Origin of the sequence: Enterobacter sp. ECC-019, from assembly GCF_043974075.1 — a bacterium.
GTDB classification, from domain to species: Bacteria; Pseudomonadota; Gammaproteobacteria; order Enterobacterales; family Enterobacteriaceae; genus Enterobacter; species Enterobacter asburiae_D.
Genome location: NZ_CP143759.1, coordinates 436,673 through 448,778, shown reverse-complemented (window position 1 = coordinate 448,778; position 12,106 = coordinate 436,673). Strand labels below are relative to the sequence as shown.

Annotated in this window: 13 protein-coding genes; 9 read left to right on the top strand and 4 right to left on the bottom strand. The window is 56.9% G+C overall.

The features are described 5' to 3' along the window. Window positions 1–89 precede the first annotated feature (89 nt). Window positions 90–428 carry a DUF413 domain-containing protein gene (locus tag V1566_RS02225; RefSeq protein WP_023309658.1) on the top strand — a complete coding sequence of 113 codons (339 nt, stop codon included), beginning with the start codon at window positions 90–92 and terminating at the stop codon, window positions 426–428. 30 nt (window positions 429–458) lie between these two features. On the opposite strand, the gene V1566_RS02220 is transcribed toward V1566_RS02225, so the two are convergent. Further along, window positions 459–1,979: a YifB family Mg chelatase-like AAA ATPase gene (locus V1566_RS02220; protein WP_395304949.1), complete on the bottom strand. Its 1,521-nt coding sequence runs from the start codon at window positions 1,977–1,979 to the stop codon at window positions 459–461. Window positions 1,980–2,320: 341 nt separating this feature from the next. Here V1566_RS02220 and ilvL point away from each other — a divergent pair, with 341 nt between their 5' ends. The 7 genes from ilvL to ilvA all read left to right on the top strand — a co-directional run bounded on the left by ilvL (window position 2,321) and on the right by ilvA (window position 8,871). Beyond that, a complete protein-coding gene (gene ilvL / locus V1566_RS02215; RefSeq protein ID WP_001311244.1) occupies window positions 2,321–2,419 on the top strand; it encodes an ilv operon leader peptide in 99 nt (32 codons plus the stop codon). A gap of 86 nt (window positions 2,420–2,505) precedes the next feature. Further along, the gene (ilvX, locus tag V1566_RS02210; RefSeq protein WP_201405605.1) at window positions 2,506–2,556 is read left to right on the top strand and encodes a peptide IlvX; all 51 of its coding nucleotides are present in this window, start codon (window positions 2,506–2,508) and stop codon (window positions 2,554–2,556) included. 2 nt (window positions 2,557–2,558) lie between these two features. Beyond that, the gene (ilvG, locus tag V1566_RS02205) at window positions 2,559–4,205 is read left to right on the top strand and encodes an acetolactate synthase 2 catalytic subunit (RefSeq protein WP_395304948.1); all 1,647 of its coding nucleotides are present in this window, start codon (window positions 2,559–2,561) and stop codon (window positions 4,203–4,205) included. Continuing rightward, the gene (gene ilvM, locus V1566_RS02200) at window positions 4,202–4,465 is read left to right on the top strand and encodes an acetolactate synthase 2 small subunit (protein ID WP_024907956.1); all 264 of its coding nucleotides are present in this window, start codon (window positions 4,202–4,204) and stop codon (window positions 4,463–4,465) included. The genes ilvG and ilvM overlap by 4 nt, the downstream gene beginning before the upstream one ends. 18 nt (window positions 4,466–4,483) lie before the next feature. Further along, window positions 4,484–5,413: a branched-chain-amino-acid transaminase gene (ilvE, locus tag V1566_RS02195; RefSeq protein ID WP_395304947.1), complete on the top strand. Its 930-nt coding sequence runs from the start codon at window positions 4,484–4,486 to the stop codon at window positions 5,411–5,413. A gap of 60 nt (window positions 5,414–5,473) precedes the next feature. Next, entirely contained in the window at window positions 5,474–7,324 is a 1,851-nt protein-coding gene (gene ilvD, locus V1566_RS02190; RefSeq protein ID WP_213823072.1) for a dihydroxy-acid dehydratase, read from the top strand. A gap of 2 nt (window positions 7,325–7,326) precedes the next feature. Beyond that, complete coding sequence (gene ilvA / locus V1566_RS02185; RefSeq protein ID WP_395305947.1) at window positions 7,327–8,871, top strand: threonine ammonia-lyase, biosynthetic; 1,545 nt, start codon at window positions 7,327–7,329, stop codon at window positions 8,869–8,871. Here ilvA and ilvY read toward each other — a convergent pair. Further along, the gene (gene ilvY / locus V1566_RS02180) at window positions 8,868–9,758 is read right to left on the bottom strand and encodes an HTH-type transcriptional activator IlvY (RefSeq protein WP_032641403.1); all 891 of its coding nucleotides are present in this window, start codon (window positions 9,756–9,758) and stop codon (window positions 8,868–8,870) included. The genes ilvA and ilvY overlap by 4 nt on opposite strands. A gap of 152 nt (window positions 9,759–9,910) precedes the next feature. Here ilvY and ilvC point away from each other — a divergent pair, with 152 nt between their 5' ends. Further along, entirely contained in the window at window positions 9,911–11,386 is a 1,476-nt protein-coding gene (gene ilvC / locus V1566_RS02175) for a ketol-acid reductoisomerase (RefSeq protein ID WP_023333828.1), read from the top strand. 86 nt (window positions 11,387–11,472) lie between these two features. On the opposite strand, the gene ppiC (V1566_RS02170) is transcribed toward ilvC, so the two are convergent. Both ppiC (V1566_RS02170) and ppiC (V1566_RS02165) read right to left on the bottom strand, forming a co-directional pair. Next, window positions 11,473–11,754: a peptidylprolyl isomerase PpiC gene (gene ppiC / locus V1566_RS02170; RefSeq protein WP_003017999.1), complete on the bottom strand. Its 282-nt coding sequence runs from the start codon at window positions 11,752–11,754 to the stop codon at window positions 11,473–11,475. Window positions 11,755–11,804: 50 nt separating this feature from the next. Next, window positions 11,805–12,086, bottom strand: a complete 282-nt coding sequence (ppiC, locus tag V1566_RS02165; RefSeq protein ID WP_395304946.1) for a peptidylprolyl isomerase PpiC — start codon at window positions 12,084–12,086, stop codon at window positions 11,805–11,807. Window positions 12,087–12,106 lie beyond the last annotated feature (20 nt).

The window sequence follows — 12,106 nt, the reverse complement described above, 5'->3', positions numbered from 1 at the left end:
TGATTTAAATGTTTTGTTTTACACTCTGTCAAGCGTAACTAATACTCCGCGCCATAAATAGCTCGGCCAAAGAATTAGGAGCGTGTAGGATGGCGGAAAGCTTTACGACGACTAATCGTTTTTTCGACAATAAACATTATCCGCGCGGGTTCTCTCGTCACGGCGATTTCACCATCAAAGAAGCTCAACTGCTTGAGCGCCATGGTTATGCCTTTAACGAGCTGGATCTGGGGAAGCGTGAACCTGCTACCGAAGACGAAAAACAGTTTGTTTCTGTTTGCCGTGGTGAGCGTGAGCCGGAGTCTGAAGCGGAACGTGTATGGATCAAGTACATGGCGCGCATTAAGCGTCCAAAGCGCTTCCATACGCTATCTGGCGGCAAGCCGCAGATGGAAGGTGCAGAAGACTACACCGAGTCTGATGACTAAAATGAAAAGAAGGGGCTAAGGCCCCTTTTTTTATGCCAGCAATTTCTGCAAATGCAGCAGTAAACGATCGATAGCGCGGTAGCTCAACGCCTCCTGCAAATGTTTCCTCTCGATGTCAGTGCACCCCTCCACGTCAGCAATGGTTCTGGCCACTTTCAACAAACGCTGCCACGCACGTATGGACAGCCCGAACCGCGTCAGCGTCTCCTCCAGCCATCCCGCATCCTCAACGTTAAGAGAACAAAACTGCCGGATCCCGGCATTATCCAGCCGCGCATTCAGCCTGTTCTGACGAGCGTACTGCCGCGTCTGGGCTGCAATCACCCGCTCGCGTACATTCGCTGAGTTTTCACCCGTTATGCCCGTTTGCCTGAGCAGACCCGGCGGGGGAAGGGGAATTTCGAGGGATAAATCGAAACGGTCGAGGAACGGGCCGGATAACTTACCCAGATAGCGCAACGTCTGCTCTGGCGTACAGCGGTTATGGTTGCCCTGGTAGTGACCCGTCGGGCTGGGGTTCATCGCCGCGACCAGCTGAAACCGCGCGGGATAGCTTATTTTGGCCCGCGTGCGTGAGATATGTATCTCACCGGATTCAATGGGCTCCCTCAGTGCATCCAGCACGCGGCGCTCAAACTCAGGCAGCTCATCAAGAAACAGAATGCCATTGTGCGCCAGCGAGATCTCTCCCGGTCCGGGGATAGACCCTCCGCCGACCATTGCCGTCAGTGAAGCGCTATGATGCGGGGAACGAAAAGGACGATGGCGCCACTGTTTTTGTAACGACGTCGAACTGATAAGGCTGTATATGGCGGCGCTTTCCAGCGCTTCATGATTATTGAGCGGTGGAAGCAACCCACTCAACCTGCTTGCCAGCATCGTTTTACCCGTACCCGGCGGACCAATTAACAGAAGATTGTGTCCACCTGCAGCCGTAATCTCCAGCGCCCGTTTCCCTTGCTCCTGTCCCATAATCTCGCTGAGATCCTCTGGAGCATCCGCTATAGCATCATCACACTCCTCCGGCTCGGACAGTTCATGTCGCCCCTCCAACCAGGCACAAACTTCCTGTAAATGCCCCGCGATGAGACACCCCTTCTCGGCGATAAGACTCACTTCTGATGCGTTTTCATTGGCGACAATGATTTGCCGCCCTGCACGTATGGCTTCCAGCGCTCCCGATATCGCACCGGGAACGCCTCTCAACGCGCCTGTGAGCGCGAGTTCGCCAACGAACTCATACGAGCCTAGCCGTGTCGTATTAAGCTGCTCAGAAGCCGCGAGAAGGGCAATTGCGATAGGTAAATCGTATCGTCCCCCCTCTTTAGGCAGATCGGCGGGGGCAAGGTTGATGGTGATCTTCTTCGCGGGGAAGGTATAACCGCTATTTATTATTGCGCTGCGAACGCGATCCCTGGCCTCTTTAACCGTCGTTTCAGGTAACCCGACAAGCGTGAGTCCGGGTAGGCCATTACTCAAATGAACCTCGACGGAAATAAGCGGTGCCTTTACCCCGAGAGCCGCGCGCGTATAAACAACTGACAGTGACATTTGCACTACCTCCTGGGGTAACTATGCCAGCGCCTGTTTTGTCTGTTTAGCGTCATTTCGTGAATTTACGCCGCTTGTTCAGAGATTTTATGTGCACACTGAAACCATTGCATAGCCGTGGAAGCCTCCTCGCAGAATGTAAAAAGCCCCGTTTTGACGCTTAAAACCGCAGTAAAAAAATGAAAAATATTCATTTTCTATTTTCCTCATATAAAACAACGATTTTAAGAAATATGATTTGCTGACTAATCAAATGAGCCATAAATAAATCTTGTGTTTGTTTTGAATTCTGTGATAACTCTTTAGGTATTCCTTCGAACAAGATGCAGAAAGAACTGAAAATGACAGCCCTTCTACGAGTGATTAGCCTGGTCGTGATTAGCGTGGTGGTGATTATTATCCCACCGTGCGGGGCTGCACTTGGACGAGGAAAGGCTTAGAAATCAAGCCTTAACGAACTAAGACCCCCGCACCGAAAGGTCCGGGGGTTTTTTTATGACTAAAAAACGTAAATGAGGAGCAGAGAATGACGACTAGCATAAAATTCTGTTTCTCCCGATTTATGACGGGGAACTAACTATGAATGGGGCACAGTGGGTAGTACATGCGTTGCGCGCGCAGGGAGTCGAAACCGTATTCGGTTATCCGGGTGGCGCAATTATGCCGATTTACGATGCACTGTATGACGGCGGCGTGGAACATCTCTTGTGCCGACACGAGCAGGGCGCAGCGATGGCAGCCATCGGCTATGCCCGAGCGACAGGTAAAACCGGCGTGTGTATGGCGACTTCAGGCCCGGGCGCAACTAACCTCATCACTGGCCTGGCTGACGCGCTGCTGGATTCCGTTCCCGTTGTCGCCATCACCGGGCAAGTGGCATCTCCGTTTATCGGTACCGATGCATTCCAGGAAGTCGATGTCCTTGGTCTATCGCTGGCCTGCACCAAACACAGCTTTCTCGTCCAGTCTCTGGAAGAGCTGCCGCGCGTAATGGCAGAAGCGTTCGAAGTGGCAAGCTCCGGTCGACCTGGTCCGGTTCTGGTCGATATCCCGAAAGATATCCAGGTGGCACTCGGCGATCTGGAACCGCACTTCTCTACCGTTGAAAGCGACGATGCGTTTTCGGATGCGGAAGTTGAAGAGGCCCGCCAGATGCTGGCGCAGGCGAAACAGCCGATGCTGTATGTCGGCGGTGGCGTCGGCATGGCGCAGGCCGTTCCAGCCCTGCGCGAATTTATCGCAACAACGCAGATGCCAGCGACCTGTACGCTGAAAGGTCTCGGTGCTGTCGACGCGGATTACCCCTACTATCTGGGCATGCTGGGGATGCACGGCACCAAAGCGGCAAACCTGGCGGTGCAGGAGTGCGATCTGCTCATCGCCGTAGGTGCCCGTTTTGACGACCGCGTCACCGGCAAGCTAAATACCTTTGCGCCGAACGCCAAAGTCATCCATATGGATATCGACCCGGCGGAGATGAACAAGCTGCGTCAGGCGCATGTCGCCTTGCAGGGCGATCTCAACGCGCTGTTACCGGCATTGCAGCAGCCGCTGGATATCAACGCATGGCGTCAGCACACCGCAGACATGCGCGCCGAGCACGCCTGGCGTTACGACCACCCCGGCGAGGCCATCTACGCGCCGCTGCTGTTGAAGCAGTTGTCCGACCGTAAACCGGCTGACAGCGTCGTCACTACCGACGTAGGCCAGCACCAGATGTGGTCCGCGCAGCACATGACCTACACCCGCCCGGAAAATTTCATCACCTCCAGCGGGTTAGGGACGATGGGCTTCGGTCTGCCAGCAGCCGTTGGCGCACAGGTTGCCCGCCCGAACGATACCGTTATCTGTATCTCCGGTGACGGCTCCTTCATGATGAACGTTCAGGAGCTCGGCACCGTTAAGCGTAAGCAGTTACCGCTGAAAATCGTCTTGCTCGACAACCAGCGTTTAGGAATGGTTCGCCAGTGGCAACAGCTGTTCTTCCAGGAGCGCTACAGTGAAACGACGCTCACCGATAACCCCGATTTCCTCACCCTGGCCAGCGCCTTTGGCATCCCTGGCCAGCACATCACCCGTAAAGATCAGGTTGAAGCGGCGCTCGACACCATGCTGAACAGCGATGGGCCTTACCTGCTTCATGTCTCAATCGACGAACTCGAGAACGTCTGGCCGTTGGTACCGCCTGGTGCCAGTAACTCACAAATGATGGAGAAATTATCATGATGCAGCATCAGGTCGCCGTACAGGCTCGCTTCAACCCGGAAACTTTAGAACGCGTTTTGCGTGTGGTGCGTCATCGTGGTTTTCAGATTTGCTCTATGAATATGGAGACGGCCACTGACGCCCGGAATATCAGTATCGAATTAACCGTTGCCAGCCCGCGGTCGGTCGACTTACTGTTTAGTCAATTATCAAAGCTGGTAGACGTTGCCCATGTTGCCATCTGCCAGAGCACAACCACATCACAACAAATCCGCGCTTAAGCGTGACAGGACGAAAAAATGACGACAAAAAAAGCTGATTACATTTGGTTCAACGGTGAGATGGTTCGCTGGGAGGACGCGAAGGTCCACGTGATGTCCCACGCGCTGCACTACGGTACCTCCGTATTTGAAGGCATCCGTTGCTACGATTCTCACAAAGGGCCAGTGGTGTTCCGCCATCGCGAACACATGCAGCGTCTGCATGACTCAGCCAAAATTTATCGTTTCCCGGTTTCTCAAAGCGTCGACGAACTGATGAAAGCCTGCCGCGACGTGATTCGCAAGAACAACCTGACCAGCGCCTATATTCGTCCGCTGGTGTTTGTGGGCGACGTCGGCATGGGCGTGAACCCGCCAGCCGGTTACAACACCGATGTGATCATTGCCGCGTTCCCATGGGGTGCCTACCTGGGTGCAGAAGCCCTGGAGCAGGGGATCGACGCAATGGTCTCTTCCTGGAACCGCGTGGCGCCAAACACCATCCCGACCGCCGCGAAAGCAGGCGGCAACTACCTCTCTTCCCTGCTGGTCGGTAGCGAAGCGCGCCGTCACGGCTATCAGGAAGGTATCGCCCTGGACGTGAATGGCTACATCTCAGAAGGTGCGGGCGAAAACCTGTTTGAAGTGAAAGACGGCATCCTGTTCACGCCGCCGTTCACCTCGTCCGCGCTGCCGGGCATCACCCGTGACGCCATCATCAAGCTGGCGAAAGATCTGGGTATCGAAGTGCGCGAGCAGGTACTGTCCCGTGAATCCCTGTATCTGGCCGATGAAGTGTTCATGTCCGGTACCGCGGCTGAAATCACGCCGGTGCGCAGCGTAGACGGTATCCAGGTGGGCGAAGGCCGCTGCGGCCCGGTCACCAAACGCATTCAGCAAGCGTTCTTTGGCCTCTTCACTGGCGAAACAGAAGATAAATACGGCTGGTTGGATCAGGTTAATCACTAAGCATAAATTTGGGACGGCACGCACCGTCCCATTAAATTGTCAGACGGGAGTAAATAAAGCATGCCTAAGTATCGTTCAGCCACCACCACCCACGGCCGTAATATGGCGGGTGCCCGCGCACTGTGGCGCGCCACCGGGATGACCGACGCCGATTTCGGCAAGCCGATTATCGCCGTAGTGAACTCCTTCACCCAGTTCGTACCGGGCCACGTACACCTGCGCGATCTCGGTAAGCTGGTTGCCGAGCAAATCGAAGCCTCCGGCGGCGTGGCGAAAGAGTTCAACACCATTGCGGTGGATGACGGTATCGCGATGGGTCACGGGGGCATGCTCTATTCACTGCCGTCGCGCGAGCTGATCGCCGACTCGGTTGAGTACATGGTAAACGCCCATTGCGCCGATGCGATGGTCTGCATCTCCAACTGCGACAAAATCACCCCGGGGATGCTGATGGCCTCCCTGCGCCTGAATATTCCGGTGATCTTCGTCTCCGGTGGTCCAATGGAAGCGGGGAAAACCAAGCTCTCTGACAAAATCATCAAGCTCGACCTGGTTGATGCGATGATCCAGGGCGCGGACCCGAAAGTCTCTGACGAGCAGAGTGACCAGGTGGAACGCTCCGCGTGTCCGACCTGCGGCTCCTGTTCCGGGATGTTCACGGCGAACTCCATGAACTGCCTGACCGAAGCGCTGGGCCTCTCTCAGCCGGGTAACGGCTCGCTGCTGGCGACCCACGCCGACCGTAAGCAGCTGTTCCTCAATGCCGGTAAGCGCATCGTTGAGCTGACCAAACGCTACTACGAGCAGGACGATGCCAGCGCGCTGCCGCGCAATATCGCCAGCAAAGCGGCGTTCGAAAACGCCATGACGCTGGATATCGCCATGGGCGGCTCCACCAACACCGTTCTGCACCTGCTGGCCGCCGCGCAGGAAGCCGAAATCGACTTCACCATGAGCGACATCGACAAGCTCTCCCGCAAGGTGCCGCAGCTGTGTAAGGTTGCCCCGAGTACCCAGAAGTACCATATGGAAGACGTACACCGTGCCGGTGGCGTAATCGGTATTCTCGGCGAGCTGGATCGCGCCGGGCTGCTGAACCGTGAAGTGAAAAACGTGCTTGGCCTGACGCTGCCTGAGTCGCTGGACCAGTACGATGTGATGCTGACCAAAGACGACGCGGTGAAAAAGATGTTCCGCGCGGGTCCAGCGGGTATTCGAACCACCCAGGCGTTCTCGCAGGACTGTCGCTGGGACACTCTGGACGATGACCGCGCCGAAGGCTGCATCCGCTCGCTGGAACACGCCTACAGCAAAGACGGCGGTCTGGCCGTGCTGTACGGTAACTTTGCGGAAAACGGCTGCATCGTGAAAACCGCAGGCGTGGACGACAGCATCCTGAAATTTACCGGTCCGGCGAAAGTGTACGAAAGCCAGGATGAAGCGGTAGACGCGATCCTCGGCGGCAAAGTGGTGGAAGGCGACGTGGTTGTCATACGCTACGAAGGGCCGAAAGGCGGTCCGGGCATGCAGGAGATGCTCTATCCAACCACCTTCCTGAAATCTATGGGACTCGGTAAGGCCTGCGCGCTGATCACCGACGGACGTTTCTCCGGCGGCACCTCCGGCCTCTCTATCGGTCACGTTTCGCCGGAAGCGGCAAGCGGCGGCAACATCGCCATCATCGAAGACGGCGACCTGATCGAAATCGATATTCCGAATCGCGGCATTCAGCTCAAGCTGAGCGACCAGGAAATTGCGGCCCGTCGTGAAGCGCAGGAAGCCCGCGGCGATAAAGCCTGGACGCCGAAAGATCGTCAGCGTGAAGTCTCCTTCGCCCTGCGCGCCTACGCGAGCCTTGCCACCAGTGCAGATAAAGGCGCGGTGCGCGATAAATCTAAACTGGGGGGCTAATGATGGCCGAGTCACAACCCTTATCCGCCGCCCCCGAGGGGGCGGAATACCTCAGAGCGGTGCTGCGCGCGCCGGTCTATGAAGCCGTGCAGGTTACGCCCCTGCAGAAAATGGAAAAACTCTCTTCGCGCCTCGACAACGTCATTCTGGTGAAGCGCGAAGACCGTCAGCCGGTGCACAGCTTCAAGCTGCGCGGCGCCTACGCGATGATGGCCGGGCTGACCGACGAGCAGAAAGCGCGCGGCGTGATTACCGCGTCGGCGGGCAACCACGCCCAGGGCGTTGCGTTCTCGTCTGCCCGTCTGGGGCTGAAAGCGCTGATCGTGATGCCGGTCGCTACCGCAGACATCAAAGTCGATGCGGTGCGCGGTTTCGGCGGCGAAGTGCTGCTCCACGGGGCCAACTTCGACGAAGCAAAAGCCAAAGCGATCGAGCTGGCGCAGCAGCAGGGTTTCACCTGGGTGCCGCCGTTCGATCACCCGATGGTGATTGCCGGGCAGGGCACGCTGGCGCTTGAACTGCTGCAGCAGGATGCCCATCTCGACCGCGTGTTTGTGCCGGTCGGCGGCGGTGGCCTGGCTGCGGGCGTCGCGGTGCTGATCAAACAGCTGATGCCGCAGATCAAAGTCATCGCCGTTGAAGCGGAAGACTCTGCCTGCCTGAAAGCTGCGCTGGATGCGGGTCACCCGGTAGATCTGCCGCGCGTTGGGCTGTTTGCCGAGGGCGTGGCGGTGAAGCGCATTGGAGATGAAACCTTCCGCCTGTGCCAGGAGTATCTCGACGATATCGTCACGGTTGATAGCGATGCTATCTGCGCGGCGATGAAAGATCTGTTCGAGGATGTACGTGCGGTGGCGGAACCTTCCGGCGCACTGGCGCTGGCGGGGATGAAAAAATACATCTCGCAGCACAACATTCGCGGCGAGCGGCTGGCGCACGTGCTGTCTGGTGCCAACGTGAATTTCCACGGTCTGCGCTACGTTTCCGAGCGCTGCGAGCTGGGAGAACAGCGGGAAGCGCTGCTGGCGGTGACGATTCCGGAAGAGAAGGGTAGCTTCCTGAAGTTCTGTCAGCTGCTGGGCGGTCGTTCGGTGACGGAATTTAACTACCGTTTTGCCGATGCCAAAGATGCCTGTATTTTTGTCGGCGTGCGCCTGAGCCGCGGCGTGGAGGAGCGCAAAGAGATCCTCAACCTGCTGCATGAGGGCGGCTACAGCGTGGTCGATCTCTCTGACGACGAGATGGCGAAGCTGCACGTGCGCTACATGGTCGGCGGGCGTCCATCGAAGCCGCTCCGGGAACGTCTGTTCAGCTTCGAGTTCCCGGAATCGCCGGGCGCGCTGCTCAAGTTCCTGCACACGCTGGGCACGCACTGGAACATCTCTCTGTTCCACTACCGCAGCCACGGCACTGACTACGGCCGCGTGCTGGCGGCGTTCGAACTGGGCGAGCACGAGCCGGATTTCGAAACGCGGCTGAACGAGCTGGGCTATGAGTGTCATGACGAAACCCATAACCCGGCCTTCCGCTTCTTCCTGGCAGGCTAGTGGTTCGGCAAAATCTGCCAGAACGCATCAATAAGCGGCTCATGCAGCCGCTTTTTTTGTGCGCACACGCCAAGCTCAAACGGCGTCTTCTCGTCGCTGCGCTCCAGAATCATCACGCGATTGCGCACCGGCTCCGGGCTGTTCTCCAGCACCACTTCCGGCAGCAGCGCCACGCCGCAGCCGAGCGCCACCATCGACACCATCGCCTCATGGCCGCTGACCGTGGCGTAAATCGACGGGTTGCTGATTTTCTGACGGCGGAACCACAGTTCAATGCGGCGGCGGACCGGCCCCTGATCGGCCATGATAAACGGCACCGTGGACCAGTCCGGTTTTTCCACCGATACCTGGTTACGCACCGGGCAGGGCAGCGCCGGGGCAATCAGTACAACCGCCAGATTCTCCAGCATTGAGAATGCCACCGCGCCCGGCAGGGTTTCAGGTTTCCCGGCAATGGCGAGATCCGCTTCGCCCGTCACCACTTTCTCCATTGCGTCGGAGGCGTCGCCGGTCGTGAGCTTAATTTCAACCGACGGATGCGCCGCGCGGAAGCGGTCGAGAATCGGCGGCAGATGGCTATAGGCGGCGGTCACGGAGCAGAAAATATGCAGCTCGCCGGAAAGTGACGGCCCCTGCTGGTCAATCGAGTGCCGCAGCTGCTGGTACTGCAACAGCGTCTGCTGGGCAAAAATGCGCAGTTCTTCACCCGCTTCTGTGAGGGTGACGGTGCGGTTGTCGCGCACGAATAGCGGCTGGCCGAGGTCTTCCTCAAGGCGCTGGATCTGGCGTGAAAGCGTGGAGGGGCTAACGTGCATCGCCCGGGCGCTGCGGCCAAAATGGCGGCTTTCCGCCAGGTGCAGGAACATTTTCAGATCGCGTAAATCCACCGATTCCACTCCCTCTTTTTATATTGCAAAAATTGCAACATGACGTTGTGAATATATCAATTTCCGCAATAAATTTCCTGTTGTAATGTGGGTACATTCTCGCTGAAACGCGAACCGAACAATAAGACACACAACATCACGAGGTATCACCCATGGCTAACTACTTTAATACACTGAACTTGCGCCAGCAGCTGGCGCAGCTGGGCAAATGCCGCTTCATGGCGCGCGACGAATTTGCCGATGGCGCGAGCTACCTTCAGGGTAAAAAAGTGGTCATCGTCGGCTGTGGCGCACAGGGTCTGAACCAGGGCCTGAACATGCGTGACTCCGGTCTGGATATCTCCTACGCCCTGCGTAAAGAAGCGATTGCTGAGAAGCGTGCTTCCTGGCGCAAAGCGACCGAAAACGGCTTCAAAGTGGGTACCTACGAAGAGCTGATCCCGCAGGCGGATCTGGTGGTTAACCTGACCCCGGACAAGCAGCACTCTGACGTTGTGCGTTCCGTACAGCCGCTGATGAAAGACGGCGCGGCGCTGGGTTACTCCCACGGCTTCAACATCGTTGAAGTGGGCGAGCAGATCCGTAAAGACATCACCGTAGTGATGGTGGCACCGAAGTGCCCGGGTACGGAAGTGCGCGAAGAGTACAAACGTGGCTTCGGCGTGCCGACGCTGATCGCAGTTCACCCGGAAAACGATCCAAAAGGCGAAGGCATGGCGATTGCCAAGGCATGGGCAGCAGCGACCGGCGGCCACCGCGCGGGCGTTCTGGAATCTTCCTTCGTTGCCGAAGTGAAATCTGACCTGATGGGCGAGCAGACCATTCTGTGCGGTATGCTGCAGGCCGGTTCACTGCTGTGCTTCGACAAGCTGGTGGAAGAAGGTACCGACCCGGCCTACGCGGAAAAACTGATTCAGTTCGGCTGGGAAACCATCACCGAAGCGCTGAAGCAGGGCGGTATTACGCTGATGATGGACCGTCTGTCCAATCCGGCAAAACTGCGTGCTTACGCGCTGTCTGAACAGCTGAAAACCATCATGGCGCCGCTGTTCCAGAAACATATGGACGACATCATCTCCGGCGAATTCTCTTCCGGCATGATGGCGGACTGGGCGAACGACGATAAAAACCTGCTGACCTGGCGTGAAGAGACCGGTAAAACCGCGTTCGAGACCGCGCCACAGTATGAAGGTAAAATCGGCGAGCAGGAGTACTTCGATAAAGGCGTACTGATGATCGCCATGGTGAAAGCAGGCGTTGAGCTGGCGTTCGAAACCATGGTGGATTCCGGCATCATCGAAGAGTCTGCGTACTACGAATCTCTGCACGAGCTGCCGCTGATTGCGAACACCATCGCCCGTAAGCGTCTGTACGAAATGAACGTGGTGATCTCTGATACCGCAGAATACGGTAACTACCTGTTCTCTTACGCCTGCGTACCGCTGCTGAAAGAGTTTATGACCACTCTGCAGACGGGCGATCTGGGCAAAGCGATTGCGGAAGGTGCCGTGGATAACGCGCAGCTGCGCGATGTGAACGAAGCGATTCGCAGCCACCAGATCGAAAAAGTAGGTCACAAACTGCGTGGCTACATGACCGATATGAAGCGTATCGCGGTAGCGGGTTAACAACCTTGTCGGGTGGCGCTTCGCTTACCCGACCTACAAAACCGCACGATGTAGGCCGGGTAAGGCGTAGCCGCCACCCGGCTTTTTTAATTGCGATACAGTACTTTGATAATGTGATAACCGAACTGGGTATGCAGCGGGCCGGTTGGCTCCAGCACCGGGCAGGAGAACACCACTTTATCGAACGCCGGAACCATCTGACCCTGGCGGAACTCACCCAGATCGCCGCCGCGTTTGCCTGACGGGCAGATGGAGTGCTTCTTCGCCAGCTTACCGAAGTCGGCACCGTTTTTAATCTGCTCCAGAAGATCTAAAGCCAGTTTCTCTTCTTTAACGAGAATGTGCACTGCTGCTGCTGTTTTTGCCATGATCGTGCCTTGAATAGGTTGAAATAAATCGGGGCGCAATATACCACGCGTCAGCGGCGATAAAGCACCTTAATGATATGGTAGCCAAATTTGGTTTTTACCGGGCCGTAGGGCTTCAGAAGCGGGCAGCTAAAGACCGCCTGATCGAACGGGCCGACCATCGCACCTTGTTGAAACTCGCCGAGATCCCCGCCATTGCGTCCGGACGGGCATTTAGAGTAACGCTTCGCCAGATGATCAAAGCTGATGCCGCGATCCAGCTTGGCCAGGATCTCCTGGGCCAGTTTCTCTTCTTTTACCAGAATATGCAGGGCTGCTGCGGTCTTTTTCATGGTTCTGCTCTACGGGTTAA